16 protein-coding genes are annotated in these 18,466 nt (G+C 61.0%); 13 read left to right on the forward strand and 3 right to left on the reverse strand.

The features are described 5' to 3' along the window. Positions 1–70: 70 nt before the first annotated feature. Genes OP10G_RS24730 through OP10G_RS14295 form a run of 3 tightly spaced genes read left to right on the forward strand, consistent with a single transcriptional unit; the run spans position 71 to position 4,906 of the window. The gene (locus OP10G_RS24730; protein ID WP_025229756.1) at positions 71–1,882 is read left to right on the forward strand and encodes a glycoside hydrolase family 5 protein; all 1,812 of its coding nucleotides are present in this window, start codon (positions 71–73) and stop codon (positions 1,880–1,882) included. After that, the gene (locus OP10G_RS14290) at positions 1,879–2,676 is read left to right on the forward strand and encodes a class I SAM-dependent methyltransferase (RefSeq protein WP_025229755.1); all 798 of its coding nucleotides are present in this window, start codon (positions 1,879–1,881) and stop codon (positions 2,674–2,676) included. Before OP10G_RS24730 ends, OP10G_RS14290 begins: the two co-directional genes overlap by 4 nt. Positions 2,677–2,710: 34 nt before the next feature. Continuing rightward, positions 2,711–4,906, forward strand: a complete 2,196-nt coding sequence (locus tag OP10G_RS14295) for an alpha-L-rhamnosidase-related protein (RefSeq protein WP_038473148.1) — start codon at positions 2,711–2,713, stop codon at positions 4,904–4,906. On the opposite strand, the gene OP10G_RS25870 is transcribed toward OP10G_RS14295, so the two are convergent. Beyond that, on the reverse strand, positions 4,896–5,375 hold the full coding sequence (locus OP10G_RS25870; RefSeq protein ID WP_084179793.1) for a GNAT family N-acetyltransferase: 480 nt from the start codon (positions 5,373–5,375) through the stop codon (positions 4,896–4,898). The genes OP10G_RS14295 and OP10G_RS25870 overlap by 11 nt on opposite strands. Here OP10G_RS25870 and lepA point away from each other — a divergent pair. Then, on the forward strand, positions 5,325–7,121 hold the full coding sequence (lepA, locus tag OP10G_RS14305) for a translation elongation factor 4 (RefSeq protein WP_025229752.1): 1,797 nt from the start codon (positions 5,325–5,327) through the stop codon (positions 7,119–7,121). The genes OP10G_RS25870 and lepA overlap by 51 nt on opposite strands. Here the strand turns inward: lepA and OP10G_RS14310 are convergent. After that, positions 7,118–8,065 carry a GntR family transcriptional regulator gene (locus OP10G_RS14310; RefSeq protein WP_158409242.1) on the reverse strand — a complete coding sequence of 316 codons (948 nt, stop codon included), beginning with the start codon at positions 8,063–8,065 and terminating at the stop codon, positions 7,118–7,120. The two genes, lepA and OP10G_RS14310, sit on opposite strands and share 4 nt — an antisense overlap. 123 nt (positions 8,066–8,188) lie before the next feature. Here OP10G_RS14310 and OP10G_RS24735 point away from each other — a divergent pair, with 123 nt between their 5' ends. Together OP10G_RS24735 and OP10G_RS14320 are read left to right on the forward strand one after the other, a co-directional pair. Beyond that, positions 8,189–8,764: a TetR/AcrR family transcriptional regulator gene (locus OP10G_RS24735; protein WP_158409243.1), complete on the forward strand. Its 576-nt coding sequence runs from the start codon at positions 8,189–8,191 to the stop codon at positions 8,762–8,764. Further along, a complete protein-coding gene (locus OP10G_RS14320) occupies positions 8,761–10,200 on the forward strand; it encodes an HlyD family secretion protein (RefSeq protein ID WP_084179310.1) in 1,440 nt (479 codons plus the stop codon). The genes OP10G_RS24735 and OP10G_RS14320 overlap by 4 nt, the downstream gene beginning before the upstream one ends. Positions 10,201–10,205: 5 nt before the next feature. Here OP10G_RS14320 and OP10G_RS14325 read toward each other — a convergent pair whose 3' ends face one another. Further along, complete coding sequence (locus OP10G_RS14325) at positions 10,206–10,616, reverse strand: VOC family protein (RefSeq protein ID WP_052547769.1); 411 nt, start codon at positions 10,614–10,616, stop codon at positions 10,206–10,208. Positions 10,617–10,633: 17 nt separating this feature from the next. Between OP10G_RS14325 and OP10G_RS14330 the strand changes: the two genes are divergently transcribed. The 7 genes from OP10G_RS14330 to OP10G_RS14360 all read left to right on the forward strand — a co-directional run bounded on the left by OP10G_RS14330 (position 10,634) and on the right by OP10G_RS14360 (position 18,249). Continuing rightward, entirely contained in the window at positions 10,634–11,572 is a 939-nt protein-coding gene (locus OP10G_RS14330) for an ABC transporter ATP-binding protein (protein WP_025229748.1), read from the forward strand. Beyond that, a complete protein-coding gene (locus OP10G_RS14335; protein ID WP_025229747.1) occupies positions 11,569–12,645 on the forward strand; it encodes an ABC transporter permease in 1,077 nt (358 codons plus the stop codon). Before OP10G_RS14330 ends, OP10G_RS14335 begins: the two co-directional genes overlap by 4 nt. A gap of 38 nt (positions 12,646–12,683) precedes the next feature. Beyond that, positions 12,684–12,965, forward strand: a complete 282-nt coding sequence (locus OP10G_RS14340; RefSeq protein ID WP_038473151.1) for a hypothetical protein — start codon at positions 12,684–12,686, stop codon at positions 12,963–12,965. A 98-nt stretch (positions 12,966–13,063) separates the two neighbouring features. After that, entirely contained in the window at positions 13,064–15,208 is a 2,145-nt protein-coding gene (locus OP10G_RS14345) for a bifunctional rhamnulose-1-phosphate aldolase/short-chain dehydrogenase (RefSeq protein WP_038473154.1), read from the forward strand. A gap of 6 nt (positions 15,209–15,214) precedes the next feature. Beyond that, positions 15,215–17,602: an alpha-L-rhamnosidase-related protein gene (locus tag OP10G_RS14350; RefSeq protein ID WP_025229744.1), complete on the forward strand. Its 2,388-nt coding sequence runs from the start codon at positions 15,215–15,217 to the stop codon at positions 17,600–17,602. Between the two features lie 82 nt (positions 17,603–17,684). Then, positions 17,685–17,963 carry a hypothetical protein gene (locus OP10G_RS14355; RefSeq protein WP_025229743.1) on the forward strand — a complete coding sequence of 93 codons (279 nt, stop codon included), beginning with the start codon at positions 17,685–17,687 and terminating at the stop codon, positions 17,961–17,963. Beyond that, positions 17,956–18,249: a PIN domain-containing protein gene (locus OP10G_RS14360; RefSeq protein ID WP_025229742.1), complete on the forward strand. Its 294-nt coding sequence runs from the start codon at positions 17,956–17,958 to the stop codon at positions 18,247–18,249. The genes OP10G_RS14355 and OP10G_RS14360 overlap by 8 nt, the downstream gene beginning before the upstream one ends. Positions 18,250–18,466 lie beyond the last annotated feature (217 nt).

An 18,466-nucleotide genomic window follows, 5' to 3' on the forward strand; every position in this document is an offset into this window, starting at 1 on the left:
CACAAACATCGCCGCGCAAGAGGAGGGGGTCCCCTAAACGATCTGGATAGATCGAAGGTTTAATCTAGATATGTTCTCGCTCGTCGCCGCCGCCGGGTTTTTGTTATCTGCTCCGTTACCGCCCTTGCATGTGCAGGGAACGAAAATGGTCGATCCGCAGGGGCATGCGGTAACGCTGAAAGGAGTGAACCTCGGGAACTGGCTGGTCAACGAGTTTTGGATGCTCGGCTTATCCGGCCTCCCGGGAACGCCGAAGGACCAATACGATCTGGAAAAGCTGCTCGCCGAGCGGTTCGGCGAGAGCGAGAAGGACCGGCTGATGGACCTCTACCGGTCGTCGTGGATTACCGAACGGGACTTCAAGCTGATGCCCACGTTCGGATTTAACTTCGTTCGGCTGCCGATGAACTACCGGCTGATGGAAGACGACCGAACCCCGTTTCACCTCAAGCCGAACGCTTGGAAATGGATCGATCGAGCCGTCGATCTCTCCGAGCGGCATGGGCTCTACGTGATCTTGGATATGCACGGCGCGCAGGGCGGACAGAGCCCGTACGACCACACCGGGCGCTCGGATCAGAATCACCTCAAGGACAACGTCGAAGACCAGAAACGTTTGGCCTGGCTATGGGGAGAGATCGCCAAGCGGTACCGAAACCGAGGTGCGGTGATGGCTTACGACGTCATGAACGAGCCGTACGGAACGCCCAAGCCGATTCAAGTCGACGTGTTCAAACGTGCCCTAGCCGAGATCCGGAAGAACGACCCGGAGAAGCTGGTCTTCGCCCACGGCAACTACGATGACTTCGATCACTACGGCGACCCAAAGGCGAACGGGTGGCACAACGTGGGATTCCAGATGCACTTCTATCCGGGGCTTTTCGGAGGCGGCCGGCCGACGGTGGCGACCCACATGAAGCACCTCGCTAGTCTCGCCGGCTGGGACGCCAAGGTTAAGAAGCTGAACGTGCCGTTCCTCATCGGCGAAATGAACGTGGTGTTCGACGCGGCGGGCGGAGCGCAGATGATGCGTCGGTACTACGAGACGCACGCCGCTTATGGCTGGATGACCTCGATGTGGGCATGGAAAACCGTATCGAAGGAAGGCGGGATCCATCCGGCCAATTGGGGAGCGGTGGTGAACCAAGAGCCGATGCGAACGATCAACTTCGCTGCCGACAGCAAGGCGGCGATCGAAGAGTATTTCGAGCGATTTGCGTCCGAGCCGCTCGCGGTGAACGAGGCGCTTCGGCGGGAATTGACTTCTAAGGAGCCGTTACCACCGCTGCCCCCGACGCCCCCCGTGCGGACGACGGCCCCTCAGGAGAGTCTGGAAGGCTGGACTGCGACCGACGTCGGCAAGCCCCTAACCGGCGGGCTGAAACTGCTTGGAAGCGGGGCGTTTGAGCTGTACGGCGGGGGAAGCGACATTTGGGGCACGAAGGACCAATTCAGATTCCTGAACCAAGCGATCGAGGGAGATTTCGAGATTCAAGTTGTGGTCGACGGCGTCGAGGACCTCGAAGACTATACGAAGGCGGGTTTGACGATAAGGTCCGGACGAGATTCCGACGCCCAGTTCGCGATGATCACCACCTTCCCGAACGCAGAGGTTCAGTTCGCCTACCGCGACACGGAGCCGGGAGAGGCTCAGGGATTGACGGCAAAAGCCGCCACGCTCCCCAACCTGCGGCTGCGGTTGGTGCGCAAAGGCGGGAAGATCGAAGGGTTCTTCGCCAAAGGAGCCGGAGAGTGGATCAGCGCCGGATCGACGGCGGACCACCTTCCGCGCAAGGTTTACGTGGGAGCGATCGCCCTCAGCCACGACAACTCTCAACTCGTTAAGATCACCTACCGCGACCTGCGAATCATGAAGCCGTGAATCGCCTCTCCACCGCCGAGGGTCGCCGCGCGTTTGGCGACGACCCGGCCTCGTACGACGTCGCCCGTCCGGATTACCCGGCCCGGGTATACGAAGTGCTTGCCGAACGTTGCGGGCTTCGGCCGGGGGCTCGCGTATTCGAGGTTGGAGCCGGGACCGGGTTGGCGACTCGACGCCTTCTCGAGGCGGGGGCCGAAGTCGTGGCGGTGGAGCCGGATGAGCGGATGGCTTCGCACCTGAGTTCATCGGTATCGAATCCGCGGCTTCGGATCGTAACCGCGCCGTTCGAGGACGCCGAGATTGCAGCCCCATTCGACCTTGGAGTGGCGGCGACCTCGTTTCACTGGTTGGACGAATCCCTAGCGCTGCGAAAAATCGCCCGTTTGCTTCGCCCCGGCGGTTACTGGGCGATGTGGTGGCACGTTTTCGGTGAGCCCCGTCACACGAACCGCTTCCACACCGCGACGGACAGCATCATGATGCCGTTAGCCAGCAGCCCCTCCGAGGGAACCGACGGCCGCCCCGCGTTCGCCCGGGACACCGAGCTCCGGCTGGCCGCCCTGGAAAGGAACGGCGAATTCGAGGAGATTTGCTACGAAGAAGTCGCGTGGGTAGCGCGACTCGATTCAGTGGCGGTCCGGCGTCTCTATGGCACGTTCTCCCCGGTCACGCGACTCCCTCTGGAGGACCGAACTCGGGTGCTCGATGGGATCGAAAGGGTTGCTCGGGACGAGTTTGGCGGCCTCGTCGAGTTCCCGATCGTACTTTCGATGTACACCGCTCGGCGGCGGTAATCGGCGGGGTGCCAGTGAGCGTAGAATGGCGGCCATGCTCGACGAGCGATTGAACGCCCCGGCGATGTGGGTTGGCGAGCCGGGAGCGGCTACCCCCGATACCCATGTCGAGTTTCGGGGAACGTTCTCGCTCGACCGGAATCAAGAGGTCGAACTGCGGCTGTTGACTACCGTTCCGGCCCTCGTTTGGTTGGATGGAGACTTGGTCTTGGAAGGTCCGCTTCGGTTTCCGCCCGCGTACCCGGAGTATCTGCACCGTCCAGTGACGCTGACCTCAGGGTCGCATGAGGTGAGGATTCGAGCCGTCTACGAAGGGATCACCACCCGGATCATGGAGAAGATGCCGCCCTTGGTAGCGTGCGAGATTCCGGGCGCGGTCCTCACCTGGAAAGGCACGCCCCTAAATGGATTCGCAAGGGAGGCTCGGCGGATCAATCCTCAACTGGGGTGGATCGAGTGGTGGGACACTCGCGAATCGACCGAGGCGTGGGAGGCTCCGCACACAACTGCGCTCCCGTGGCCTTTGGTTTCCCGAGCCGCGGTTTCGCCCCCCAGCCTGGTTTCACACGCTCTGCATGCCTACTCGGAGGGGCCATTGGCTGAGCGGTATGGGTATGCGAACGACGATCCCGCGGCGCGGTTCTTCTTGCGAGATATCGAATGCCATGAGCTTCCCCGAGGCGGAACTTGGCGCCGGTACGACCTCGACCGGGTGCGACTGGGGAGGCCGCGGTTCTTGCTCGACCTTCCGGCGGGAGCGATCGTGGAGTTCGCCGGGTGCGAGGAGCTGGCGCATGGCCGCGTGCAGCCGTGGATCACCCTTTCGGCGGGAGCGTCTTGCAACCTCGACCATTACGTGGCAAAGGGCGGAAGGCAGGTGTTTATGCCGGTGGTTCCCAAAGGGATGCGCTACCTGGAAGCGCATATTCTCGCTCCGCCGGAGCAGATCCGGTTCCTGCGCGAGGAATTCGTGGAGAAAACGTACTACGGCGTTCCGGACGGAGCTTTTGAGAGTGACGACACGCTTCTAAATCGAATCTGGAGCGCTGGAATCGAGACGTTCCGCGCCTGTACGGAAGACTCGCTCATCGACAACCCGACCCGGGAACGGGGGCAATGGACGGGCGATGTGGTCACCGTCGGCATGGACATCGCCTCCGTCGCGTACACCGACTTATCTCCGATACGACGGGCACTCGTGATGAGCGCGCATTGCGCCCGAGAAGATGGACTGATTGCCGGCCTTTGTCCCGGTGGCCCCGCCTTTCTCTCGACCTACGCCGCGCAGTGGATCTCCGCCTGCGTTCACTACTTGGAACTGACTGGCGATCGGCAGCTTTTGGTCGAGCTGTTTCCGTTTGCGGAACGGAATCTCGCCGCCTTCGAAGCGCATCTGACGCCCGACGGGCTGGGCGATGACCTGGGATGGGCGTTTATCGACTGGGGATATGTCCGGAACGAGGGGCCGAGCGACATGGGATTGAATTTCCACTACTTGCTTTCCCTTCGCGACATGGTTCGTTGGTGTCAGGCGATCGAGAGACCGACCGAAGCGAAAAGATACAGTTCTCTGGCGCTTCGAATTGAACAGATTGTAAGTTCATGGGTGGCAGAGCTGGCGGCCCCGCCGGGACTGCAACGGTCGGTGCTTGCGTTGCGAGCCGGGCTTGTCGGGCGTGATCGGACTCGGGCCTACCTCGAGTTCATCAAAGCGCATTACCGAAGTTGCTTTCCGAACGACCCTCACGCCCCGCGTCTCTCAGATCCTAGTGCGGCGCAGGCGCGGTTGATCACCCCTTATTTCAGCCACTATGCCCTGTCGGAAATGTGGGAGCGTGGTGAGGCGTCTTTCGCGCTCGAGCAGTACCGGCACTGCTGGAAATGGGCGCTGGAAGGCGGGCGAACGACGTTACTGGAGGTGTTCGATACGCGCTGGTCGCACTGTCACCAATGGTCCGGCTGCCCGACGTGGCAACTGTCGCGCTTCGTAAGCGGGTTACGTTCGCGGTTCGATATCGGGGCTGGGGTCTTTGATTTCAAGCCGCAAGTGGTCGACGTGAAGCATGCCCAAATAAAGACTCCGCTGCATATCGGGGAGCATGCGGTGACGGTCCTTTACGAACGCTTCGGACACGGCGGGAAATGGAGGATCGAGACACCGATTCCGATACGGCTGCGAATGGCGTCGGGAGAGGTCAAAGTTGAGCGATCGTACGAGCTCACGCTTTAAGATCGGAATAAGCCGAGTACCGGCGCATGAAGACTCCGACGAAGGGGCAAAGCGGGACGATCCGCAGTCCGCGAGCGCGGATATCGTCCAGCATCTCGCGTACGAGTCGGCTGCCAAGACCGCGTCCCTTATACTCGGAGTTCACCTCGACATGCGGAACCACGATCGCGTCGCCGCGCGGGATCGCCGAGGCGTAGCCGATCCTCTGATCTCCCCAGCGAAGCTCGTACCGGGATTTATCTGGCACGTGAACCACGCTTATACTGCCGTCCATACCTATCTGACGACGGTTTTTCGCGCTACGTCGTGATCGCGGCCAATAGGCCTCCCGCTGTCGATGAGGCAGGTGCGGTATTTGCCGCTCTGAGCGTAAGGAGCCTAGGCGGTAGAATCTTAGGTAGGTTCCCCCCTGTCTCTTATGGACCAGTCTCGTATTCGTAACTTCTGCATCATCGCGCACATCGACCATGGCAAGTCGACGCTGGCCGACCGCCTTATCGAGCGGTGCGGCGCGATCCGCGGTACCGCGCAGGAGCAGATGCTCGACTCCATGGACATCGAGCGGGAGCGGGGGATCACCATCAAGATGGCGGCCGTCCGGCTGCTCTACACGGCAAAGGATGGCGAGACTTACCAGCTCAACCTGATCGACACGCCAGGCCACGTGGACTTCACCTACGAAGTCTCGCGAGCGCTTTTCGCTTGCGAAGGGGCGTTGTTGGTGGTCGACGCATCCCAGGGGGTCGAGGCGCAGACGATCGCCAACGCCAGCATGGCGATGAACCAGAACCTGGAGATCATCCCGGTCATCAACAAGATCGACCTGCCACACGCGGACATCGCCCGCGCGAAAGAAGAGATCGAAAACGCGGTCGCGATCGACGCCACCGACGCGATCCCTTGCTCGGCAAAGTCCGGCATTGGCATCGACGATATTCTGGAGGCGATCGTGGCCCGTATCCCCGCCCCCGGGGGTGACCCGAACGGCCGGCTGCGGGCTCTGATCTACGACTCTCACTTCGACGCTTACCAGGGCGCCGTCGCCTACGTTCGCGTGAAGGACGGTCGCGTCAAGAAGGGCGATCGAATCATGATGATGGCGACGGGCAATAAGTTCGACGTCGACTCCACCGGACACTTCGGGCCGGGACTGACCGTGAACAAGGGGCTCGACACCGGCGACGTCGGCTTTATCACCGCCGCCATGAAGTCGATCGGCGACGCGCGGGTAGGCGACACGGTTACCAATGCCGACGACCCTGCCGATGTGGCGCTTCCGGGATACCGGAAGGCGCTGAGCATGGTTTTCTGCGGCCTTTATCCGAGCGATGGCGACCAGTATGTAAGCCTCCGCGATGCGATCGATAAGCTCAAGCTTAATGACGCAAGCTTGGACTTTGAGCCGGAAACTTCGGCGGCTCTTGGCTTTGGCTTCCGTTGTGGGTTCCTTGGTCTACTCCACATGGAGATCGCCAGGGAGCGCTTGGAGCGTGAATTTGCCCTCGACCTCATCCTCACCGCACCCTCGGTGGATTACCGGTTGACGATGAAAAATGGGGAAGAGATCCACATCGCAAACCCGGCGGATTGGCCGGATCCGAACGACATCGCCAGCGTGGAGGAGCCGATGGTCACCGCGACGATCATGGTTCCGCAGGAATACGTAGGCGCCTGTATGACGCTTTGCCAGGAGCGGCGGGGAATCTACGTGAAGACGGAGTACCCGACGCCGCAACGGGTGATCCTCCACTATGTGCTTCCGCTGGGAGAAATCCTGCTCGACTTCTTCGACAAGCTCAAGTCCAGCACTCGAGGGTATGCCTCATTCGATTACGATTTGTCGGACTATGCCCTTTCAAACTTGGTGAAAGTCGATATTCTGCTGAACGGCGATCCGGTGGACGCGTTGTCGTTCATCGTCCACAAGGATTTTGCCTACAATCGGGGCCGCGCGATGGTGGAGAGGCTCCGCCAGGTCGTTCCCCGTCAGCAATACGAGGTTCGCGTGCAAGCGGCGATCGGGGCGAAGGTCATTGCGGCCGACACCATCAAGCCGTTCCGTAAGAACGTTATCGCCAAGTGTTACGGTGGAGACATTACACGTAAGCGGAAGCTTCTCGAGAAGCAGAAGGAAGGTAAGAAGCGGATGAAGCAGATCGGCTCGATCGAGCTTCCGCAGGAAGCGTTCCTCAGCGTCCTGAAGGTCGCCGACTAGAGCCCAATCGGCGAAGGGAACGGCATACCGATGGCGTCCGATACCTGCGACCACGCCTGCTCGTCGATCTCGAAGTCGATCGGCGCTACCCGGGAGTGTTCGCGGAGGGCGGAATGGATGGAGCCCCAAAGCTCGGGCCGCAGCAAGATCAGAGAGCGGGGCGAGATGTGGCGGGCATCGAGAAGCCGGTGGATCTCTTCCTCGACATCGCTCACGATCTTAGGCCGAAGAGAAATCGAGCGGCCGCTCGCTTCTATATCGTTCATCAGCCCCACGATTTCTTCCTCGCTCGTATCGAGGAGCCAAGCCTCTCGGACGTCTACCCCGGAGGACTGAAATGTCTTCGGAGAAATTTCCAGCGGGACAGCTTCGATTCGAATCCCACGCTTTGCGAGCGGCTCAAGCCGGGGAAGGCTAGAAGCGGTCGTAAGGACCGTCTTCACGCTTCTTGGCAATGAACGAAAGTCGGAGCCGAGCTGTTCGAACGAATAGTGGCCGACCGGCACCTGCAGACGCTCGCGAATCTCGGATGCATGCTTGCCGGCTTGGATAACTGAGCTCTCGACGAAGACCGCTTCTGGGGAGCGCGCGTATTGTTGTTCTGCTAGTCGAGTTAGATAACGAAGGGCTCCCAGCACTGAGAGGTCTTCATGGACCTGGATTCGCTTGGAAACTTCCTCGTAAAGCCCTTCCATCAAGTATCGGTTGCGGCAGACGCGCTCCAGCGCTTGACCGCCCACGACTACATATCCGGATCGTGGTTTGGATTCCGCCATGCCCATCTCGGCAAGCTTTTGGTACGCCTTCAGCACCGTGAGCCGGCTCGCGCCCCACTCCGCCTCGGCGCGCCGAACGGACGGCAGAACCTGACCTTCGCGCCAGTGACCGGTCGCGATTTCGTAGAGCACATGGAGCAAAACTCCGTCGACAGTGTTGCGATTCACGAGCATGATTGTTCTATTCGGCTGGCCAGATGGCCGATCTTAACACGATTCTGACCTCGGCGGGAAGTCCCGCACTTGCACGAAATGTTTGACCGATCGGTCAATTTGGATTACAATACATTCATGCGGAAGCGGCTCGACGCAGATGCGACCCGGGAAGCGATCCTTACCGCCGCTCTAGAGAGCTTTAGCGAGCGCGGGTATGGCGCGACGTCGATTAGCCAGGTTGCGAGCCGGGCTAAGGTGACAAAGAGCCTGGTGCTTTACCACTTCGAGAGCAAGGAAACCCTGTGGCAGACGACCTTGGAAGCCCACGTCCGTCCGATGGTTCAATTGTTCTTGAAGTATGCGAATGGCGATCCTTCGCTCTCCTTTAGAGACGTTATCAGAACGCGGTTCGACTTTATGAAGGCGAGTCCACATCTGTCGAGGCTAATGACCTGGCTCACTTTAGAATCGGCGCCGCTTCCGATCCCGATCGATCAAATCGCTCCGAGGGTTTTCGCCCGAGCAAAGGCAGAGTTACACGATTCGGGAGAGCCTGAGCTTGTCGCGGCATTGGCCCTGGGAGCGGTCGATAGTTGGTTTCGTTATCGGTTGCTCCTCGAGCGGATGGCCCAAATACCGGCCGGTGATTCTTCGCTCGACGACCAGTACCTCGACCTCGTGCTCAAGCTCGTTCCGGAGGTGAAGCGATGAAGCCACAAATGCTCGCGCCGATCGTCTTGCTGGCCGCGCTCGCGGTCGGCGGTTACTACCTGGATCGAAGCCGCGCGGAGCACCGAAACCTGATCTCCGGAACTTTTGAGAGCCAGCCGAGCCGGTTGGCGCCCAAAACGAGCGGCCGAGTGTCTCAGATCCTTGTCCACGAAGGGGAGGCCGTAAAGGCAGGCCAGGTGCTGGTCAGGCTGACCGCTCCCGACACCGTACTCGATGCTAAGGCGGTCGCCGAACAAGCGAAGGGTTCGGAGGCCAAAAGCTCGGAAGCGCAGGCCGGGAGCCGCGCAGAGGAGATCAAGCGACAGATCGCCGCTGTCGCGGAGGCGGAGGCCGGCCTGGCAAAACTGAGGAGCGGCCCCCTTCCGCAGGAGATTGCGATTGCGGAGTCTCACCTGCAAAGCGCTCGGGCCAAATACCTCGAATTGAAGCGCGGCTCGCGTCCGGAACAGGTCCAACAGGCCCAAGCCGCCGCGAACCAGGCGGAAGCTCAGTTGGCGATCGTCCGCCGGGGACCGAATCCGGAAGAGCAACGCCAGCTAGAAGCAAAGCTCGCGGCGGCAGAGTCGGATCGGCGAACCGCCTCCCTCGAGTACGACCGGATGCGCTTCCTGGGCAAGGAAGGAGCGGTCGCTCAGCGTGACGTCGACGCGGCTCGCAACCGGTTCGAGACCGCATCGGCCAACCGTGAAGCCGCATCGCAAGCGGTCAACCGGGCCTTGAAGGGGGCGCCGCCCGAGGAGCGACGGCAGGCGGAGGCGGCTTACCGCCAGGCCATTGCGCGCCTACGAGAGGTTCAGCATGGCTCGCGAGCGGAGGAGATTTCCGCGGCGGCCGCGGAAATGAGAGCTCAGGAGGAGAACGTAGCGCTGCTTCGCCGAGGAAGCCGAACGGAAGACATCGCGGCCGCGCAAGCCCGGTTAGAAGCCGCGCAGGCAACCCTCGCGCAGCTTCGAGAGGGAAATCGGCCGGAGGAAGTGGCGCAAGCCCGGGCGGCGGCGCGAGCCGCACGAGCGCAGGCCGGAAGCGCCAAAGACAAGCTTCAAGAATTAGTGGTTCGCGCGCCGAAGGATGGGGTGGTCGAGCGTATTCTCGTAGCCGATGGTGATCTGGCCGGGAGCGCGATTCCGGTCGTCCAGTTCAGCGACCCGTCCGATATCTGGCTTCGGGTCTATGTGCCAGAGGCAAGTCTGGCCACAGTCCACCCAGGGGGCGCCGCGGTCCTAACCATCGACGGCATTCCCAGCTCGGTCGATGCGGTGGTCGAGAGCGTAGCGACCCAGGGTGAATTCACCCCCGCCAACCTTCAAACCACCGAGGAGAGGGGCAAGCAGGTTTTTGCCGTCCGCCTTCGGCTACGCCGGCCTGACTCTCGGGTCAAGGCCGGCATGGCGGCGACGGTTAGGCGGATCGGATGAAGCGCCTAACCCTGAAGCTTGGAGGCCATAGACCACGAGTGGCCGAACGAATCTTTGAGCTGCCCGTATCGGTCGCCCCAGAATTGGTCGGCGAGGGGAAACCCAACTTCCAGCCCCGCCGCGACGGCTCTTTCCCAAGCCGCGTCGACATCCTCGACATACATGTGAAGGGTGACCGCGGTGCCGCCGATCTTCTTCGGACCGACAACGCCGTGCTCGGGAAATTCGTCGTTGAGCATCAGCATCGAGTCACCGATTTTGAGCTGAGCATTCATCACCTTACCGTCGGGAGTATTGGCCAACGAGGTCACCTCGGCGCCAAATGCGGCCTTGTAAAGCTCAATCGCGGCCTTGGCGTCGTCGACGACGATATACGGGGTCAGAGTGTGGAAGCCGGCGGGAATTCGAGAAGCCATGGGGAGATCGTAGCACGATGAGCGCGATCGAACTAGAGGGGCTAACGCGACGGTTCGGGACGTTCACCGCCGTCGATCATCTTTCGTTCAAAGTCGAAAAGGGGTCGATCTTCGGGTTCCTCGGGCCTAACGGAAGCGGCAAGAGCACCTGCATTCGAATGCTGTGTGGCCTCCTGCAGCCGACGGAGGGACGGGCGACCGTGAACGGATTCGATGTCGCGAAGGATCCGGAGTCGGTCAAACGCTCGATCGGTTATATGAGCCAGTCGTTCAGTCTGTATCGCGACCTGACGGTCGGCGAGAACCTCGACTTCTTTGCCGGTATATACGGTCTTCGGGGCGCGAGGCTGGCGGATCGGAAGAAAGCGGTCATTGAACTGACGCAGTTGGGTCCGTACGTCGATCGGCAAAGTGGGCAGTTGTCGGGAGGATGGAAGCAGAGATTGGCCTTGGCGACGGCGCTCATCCACGAGCCCGAAGTGATCTTCCTAGACGAACCGACGGCGGGAATCGATCCGGTGGCTCGGCGCGAGCTATGGGATCTTCTCTTCGACCTCGCCGCAAGTGGAAAGACCCTGTTCGTCACGACCCACTACATGGACGAGGCGGAGCGCTGCAGCGATATCGCCTACATTTATCTGTCAAAGCTGATGGTAATCGGCACCCCTGCGGAGCTTAAGTCGCTGCCGGAAGTTTCGCCTCCGAACACGAAGAGGGTTTCGGTGGCGGCGACCCCGCCAGCGGTCGGGCTTCGAGCGGCGCACAACATCGAGGGAATTTTGGATGCCACGCTCGTCGAGTCGGAGCTTCACCTCCTCGTTCCGGAGGCGATGACGAACGAAACGATCCTCGACGGGCTTCGTCAGCCGGGCCTTACGATTGGAGAAATCCGTGAGATCTCTCCTTCGCTCGAAGATGTCTTCGTGTCGTTAACCAGGAGGTTGGCCAAGGCGTGAACGGGTTTCTCTTCGTGGTGCGGAAAGAGGTGCTCCACTTACGGCGCGACGCCACGAGCTTGGTCATCGCCCTACTGCTTCCGCTGTTTCAGCTCCTCGTGTTCGGATTTGCCATCGACTTCGACGTGCGCCATATCGGTGCGGTCGTGGTGGATCAAGATCGATCCCGAGAGAGCCGGGCCTACATCGCTTCGCTGCGGAATACGCAGTATCTCGATCCCGACACGGAGGTAGCGACCGCCGAGGAGGCGGCCAAGCTCATTCAGAACGGGCGGGCGAGGGTCGCCGTAGTCATTCCGCCCAATTTCGGCCGGGAGGTGGCGGCGGGTCGCTCGCCGCAGGTGGGCGTACTGCTCGACGGGTCGGACAGCACGGTGTCGACCAGGGCGACCCTGGCGTTCTCGGCTCCGCCGCAGGCGGCGGTCGGCGGCCGCCCTCAGGCGCGGGTGCAGGTGCTTTTTAACCCGACCGGCCGCTCTCAAACTTCGATCATCCCCGGTCTGATCGGCGTGGTGATTCAAATCGTCGTCGTCTCTCTGACCAGCTCGAGCATCGTGCGGGAGAAGGAGCTCGGCACGCTGGAGCAGCTCATGGTAAGCCCGATCGGGCGGCTCGGACTGATGCTGGGCAAGCTCGCCCCTTACGCGGTTCTGGCCATGTTCGAGTTCGGGGCGGTTCTGGGGGGCGCGTTTTTCTTGTTCGACGTGCGTGTAGTGGGGAGCCTGCCCGGCCTCATTGTGCTTGCCATACCGTTCGTTTTCGCCTCGTTGGCCCTCGGCTTGTTGATCAGCACGGTGGCCAAGACTCAGGCGCAGGCGCTCCAGTTGACCCTGTTGACGATGCTTCCGTCGATTCTGATGTCCGGCTTCGTCTTTCCGCAGGAGACGATGCCGGGAATGCTATACATCGCCTCCCAAGCGATTCCCCTAACGCATTTCTTGCAGATACTGAGAGGCATCATCGTTCGCGGCTCGATGGTGGTCGAGCTTCTTCCAAGCACCCTCGCGCTTACCGCGATCGCCGTCGTGCTGGTTACGATCGCGACGACGCGGTTCAGGAAGTCGGTGGAATAGCGTGGGCGTCATAATATGTGACTAACGGAGGCGCCGTATTGAGCTTCGACATTCCAAGGTCTATTGAGCCGCAGATTGAGCAGTACGCCAAGGCGGAAAAGATTGGCACGACCGAAGCGGTGGTGCGTCTTATTAAAGCGGGCCTGCTTAGCCTTCCCGCATCGTCAGTTGCTAACGCGGCCGCGGAAGCCAATCATATCCCAGGTCTGACCGGCACGCCCATGAGCGACGAGGAAGCCGGCGTCATGGATGAAGTGGTTGAGTCTGCTATGCAATCTCGCAACCGGCAGCTAAACCTTGAAAACTGGCGCGAAGCCTAGAACCGGCAAAAGTCGGCGGGCGGTAAAGTCACTGACGCCAGTGAACCTTAGATGCGCGTTGGGTTAACGCGTTTAGGTTAGACTTGGCAGGCGGAAAAATGCACCTTCGGTACCTCAAGGATCTTTGGAACGACGACGAGACGCGTGGGATGGACGAGCCGGAGCTGCTGCGCTACCGCTCCAACCTGCTTGGCAGCGATTTACGGCTCACTAATTTTGGCGGCGGGAACACCTCCGCGAAGGTGACGATGGCGGACCCGGTAACCGGCGAGGACGTCACCGTCCTCTGGGTGAAAGGGAGCGGCGGCGACCTGGGAACGATCAAGCGGGACGGCTTTGCGACGCTCTACCTGGACCGGCTGCTCGCGCTGAAAAACCGCTACAAAGGTGTCGACGAAGAGGACGCGATGGCGGACATGTATCCGCTCTGCACGTTTAACAACAACCCGAGAGCGGCGAGCATCGACACTCCGCTGCACGGCTTTCTGCCTTACAAACACGTTGACCACCTGCACCCGGACTGGGCGATCGCGCTGGCGGCATGCGCGAACGGACCCGAGCAGCTGAAGCGGCTGGAAGAGGAAACGGGCCTCAAGCTGGCTTGGCTCCCCTGGAAGCGGCCCGGATTCGAGCTCGGGCTTTGGCTTCAGAAAGCGGATGCGGAGAACCCCGGCCTCGACGGAATCATTCTCGGCTCGCACGGGCTGTTTACCTGGGGGAACACTAGCCGCGAGTCGTATTTGAACACCCTTCGAGTCATCGACGGCATTGGCCAGTACGTGATGAAGCGGGTCGACGCCAAGGGCGAGGCGCTGTTTGGCGGGGCCGTCGGCGATGTCCGCGAAGACCGCGAGCGGCTAGCCGTCGACCTACTTCCAGCGCTGCGAGGGCGGATCGGAGGAGTAATTGGCCACTATGACGCGAGACCCGAAGTCTTGCGATTTGTGAACTCGGCCAAGCTGGACGCGCTGGCTTGGCAGGGGACGAGCTGCCCCGACCACTTCGTGCGCACCAAGGTGCGGCCGATGGTGCTCAGGGACACCAGCGTGGCGGGAATCGAGGCGGCTTTCGCCAAATACCGGAACGAGTACCGCGCGTATTACGAAGAGAATCGTCTGCCCGATTCACCCGCCCTCCGGAACCCCAACCCTACGGTGGTGCTCGTCCCCGGAGTTGGCCTGTTTAGCTTTGGGAAGAATAAGACCGAGGCGCGAATCACCGGCGAGTTCTATGTCAACGCGATCCACGTGATGGAAGGAGCGACCGCGCTCGCCGGCGAGCTGCCGATGCAGGCGGGCATTCAGCCAGAGCTTGTAGTGGATAACTACGTAGCGCTTCCCCTGCGCGAGGCATTCAACATCGAATATTGGAGCCTGGAAGAGGCGAAGCTGCAGCGGATGCCTCCAGAAAAGGAGATGAGCCGCAAGGTAGCGGTGTTGGTCGGCGCGAGCCCCGGCATCGGCCACGGAGTCGCCGAGCTGCTCCTGAAAAACGGAGCCCACCTGGTGGTCACCGATGTCAACGCCGAACTCGCCGAGAAGACGGCGGAGGAGATGCGCGCGAAGTATGGGCGTGAAGTGGTCGCTTCCCAAGCGGTCAACATCACGGATCGAGAATCGGTGCGGCGGATGCTGGATGGAGTGGTAAGCGAATACGGCGGGTTGGACGTGCTGGTCAACATCGCGGCTGTCTTCATCGCCCCGGGACCGGACGGCAAAGTGGCGGATGAGCTGTGGAAGCGAACCTACGAGATCAACGTCGTCGGCTCAGCGATCATCGCGGAAGAGGCTCGGGCGGTGGTGGCAAAGCAGGGAACGAAAGGCTCGTTCGTCCTGGTCTCGAGCGCAAACGCCGTGGTGAGCAAGAAGGGGTCGGTAGCTTACGACACCAGCAAAGCGGCGGTGAATCACCTGGTACGAGAGCTCGCCATCGAGTTCTCACCCGATGTAAGAGTCAACGCGATCGCCCCGGCCACCGTGGTCGAAGGATCGCAGATGTTCCCGCGCGACCGAACGATCTCTTCGCTTCAGAAGTACGATATCGCCTTCGAAGAGAGCGAGTCGACGGAAGATCTGAGAGCCAAACTGGCTAACTTTTATGCACAGAGAACGCTGCTTAAACAGCCGGTCTCCCCGGCAAAGGTAGCCGAGGCGATCTACCTTCTCGCCACCGACCGCTTCTCGCTGACCACGGGACATGTGGTGCCCGTCGACGCGGGTCTCCCCGAAGCCTTCCTCCGATAGAACGCCATGCGACTCCTCATCAACGAAGATCCGTTCCCGCTCGACATGACGGCGCTGCCATGGAGCGGGAGGGGGCAGTGGGAGTGTTCCTGGGTTTCCCTCGACCCGAAGCCGGAACAACCGTTCGTGGCCGCCTACCGGCTTCTATTCGAGGCGCCGATAGACGAGATCGTGCGGGTGCACGTGACGGCCGACGAGCGGTACGAGCTTTGGCTGGACGGCCAGTACGTGGGTCGGGGAAGCGAAAGGGGCGACGGCGAGCACTGGTTTTTCGAGACGTACGAGTTGGAGTTATCGGCGGGACCGCACGTGCTCGTCGCGAAAGCTTGGTCGCTGGGTGAAAAGGCGCCCTACGCCCAAATCTCGGCGGGGCATGGATTCTTGCTCTGTCCGCAAACCGGCGACTGGCAGGAGCGGATCGGCACTGGAAAAGCCGCCTGGGAGGCCAAAGAACTACCCGGCTACGAGCTTACGAACCCGCTGACCGCCTGGGGAACTGGGTGGAACGTCGCCATTCACGGCGATGCGGTCGCCTGGGGTTGGGAGAACGGTGAAGGTGACGGATGGTCGCCAGTCGCCGTGGGCCTGCGAGGGATGAGCCCGGGCGTAAACGACCGCACTCCTTACCACCTGTTGGTGCCGGCGGTATTGCCGCCGATGCTGGAGCGGCGTTGGCCGACCACGTCCCTGGAGTTGGTCGCCGAAGCGCCCGAAGGGCCGACGAATGTGGTGGCGATCCGGAAATCGGACGATTTGATCGGAGAGCACGAGGACTGGATGCGATTGCTGGCGGACGATGAGCCGCTGACGATACCACCCCACACCCGGCGACGCATCTTGGTGGACCTCGAGGATTACGTGTGTGCCTACCCGCGCGCGGTGCTGAGCGGAGGCAAGGGAGCCCGCCTTCGGATCAATTGGCAAGAGTCGCTGTACGAAACCGTCGAGGGGGCGGAAAAGGGGAATCGCGACGAGATTGAAGGGAAGTTCTTCAATACTATCTGGCACAAATCCGAAGGGGTCGGCGACACTTTCGTCTCGGGAGGAAGCTCGGGTCAACGGTTCGACACGCTCTGGTGGCAGGCGGGTCGCTACGTCGAGCTGCTCGTGGAGACGCAGAACGATTCCCTGACGATCGAACGACTGGAGCTTATCGAGACGCACTATCCGTACGAGTTCGACGCGACGTTCAGTGCCAGCGACGAGCGGCTGGAGGCGATCATTCCGATCATGCGACGCGTGCTGGAGATGTGTTCGCACGAGACGTATATGGACTGCCCGTACTTCGAGCAGCTTCAGTACATCGGAGACACGCGGCTCCAGGTGCTGGTGACCTACGCTCAGACGAACGACGACCGGTTGCCGAGGAAGTCGATCCGGATGTTCGACGCGTCGAGGCAGATGTCGGGGCTTACCCAGTCCCGCTACCCGTGCCGCGTGCTGCAGATCATCCCGCCGTTTTCCCTTTGGTGGGTGACCATGCTGCACGATTTCGCGCTCTGGCGAGGCGACCTCGAGTTCGTTCGGGAGCGAATGTTGGGCGCTCGCGGCGTTTTGGATGCATATCGCGCGAAGGTCGACTCCGACCAACTGCTCGGCGGCGTGGACGGCTGGAACTTCGTCGACTGGGTGCCGAGCTGGAATTCGGGCATGCCAAAGGACGCGGTGAGCGGAAAGAGCAGCGTGCTCAACCTGCAGTTCGCGCTAACACTGGCGAAGGCAGCGGAAATCGAGGAATGGCTCGGGGAACCCGAGATGGCGGCCCGGCATCGTCGGACCGCGAAAGGCATCATCTCGGCCGTAAACGACCATTTCTGGAGCGAGGAGCGGGGGTTGTACGCGAACGACTTGGCTCACACGGAGTTCAGCGAGCATGCTCAGTGCTTGGCGCTGTTGGCGGATGCGGTCCCGGCGGAACGCCGCGAGTCGGTCGTTCGGCACCTCCTAGAGGACGACGATCTGGATCGGACGACGGTCTATTTCAGCCACTATTTGTTCGAAACCTACACACTTCTTGGCCGCACCGACCAGATCCTGAAGCGAATGGACCTGTGGTTCGAGCACCCGGCGAAGGGGATGAAGACGACGGTAGAGATGCCAGAGCCGACCCGCTCGGATTGTCACGCCTGGGGAGCGCATCCGCTGTTCCACTACTACGCTTCGTTTCTGGGGATCCGCCCTACCGCCCCGGGATTCTCCGAGGTGGAGATTCGACCGCAGTTGGGTGGGCTGATGTCCGCTGAGGGGACCATGCCGACGCCTCGGGGCGAGATTTTCGTCTCCGTGGATGGATCGGGGATTTCGGTCAAATTGCCGCCGGGCATGAGGGAGGTAGTCGTGCACGACAAGAACGGTGGCACCCCCCGTATCGTTTTTACCTCTGAAGGGGTTTAGGGCAAATGCAGCTCAGGGGGTTGCTTTCCGCGCGACAAATGGCGTGCGAAGCCATAATATCGAACTAAGGAGGCCTGAACCCATGAGTTTTGATCTACCCGCCAGCATAGAACGCGAGCTGGAGAAATATGCCCAGTCCGAGCATATTTCGCCCTCTGAGGCCGCGGTGAAGTTCATACAGTCCGGGCTTAAGTCCAGCCGCCGCAAAACCACGCACGAGGTCACCGAGGCGGATTTAGAAACCCTTCGCCAGAACGTTCCGATCTTCGCCTTCCTAGAAAACCTTCCGGATAACGTGATTGACGGTATGGAAGCGGCCAGCAAGCAAGTCCGCGCCGAAAGGTTCACCCCTCGTGGATAAGGTTCTGATCGACACCAGCACCTTTTTCGACATCCGAAGGGCGGCCAAGAACATGAAAGCGCCCTGGGCACAAAACACCATCTATCACCTGGTGCGATATCAAGCCCACCACCCCAGGCTGACGGTGAGCGCGTTCACCGGATTTGAGCATTTGGATGGGCTGCATCGTCAAGGTAAGGTATCCGAAGCGGAGGACTTTAGGTTACGGGTTTTGCCCAGCCTGGAGGTGATCTACGCGCGGATGAAGCAATCCACGTCCTTGCGGCAGAAATTCACGCCGCGCTAGCCATTGCTGGGAAGGCGATCGGCGTGCCGGATACCTTCATCGCGGCCACCGCTATTACGCGAAAGCTCGCCTTGGTGAACGCCAACACGAAACACTTTTCACGGGTCCATGCCGCAAGGTTTTCTATCGACCTGCAGAACTGGCGCGAACCATGACCGCTGTTTCAGGAGTTCCCACTCCGGAAGAAGCGGCCCATGGGCGCCGTTGCCCCTAGTCT

Origin of the sequence: Fimbriimonas ginsengisoli Gsoil 348, from assembly GCF_000724625.1 — a bacterium.
Classification (GTDB): Bacteria; Armatimonadota; Fimbriimonadia; order Fimbriimonadales; family Fimbriimonadaceae; genus Fimbriimonas; species Fimbriimonas ginsengisoli.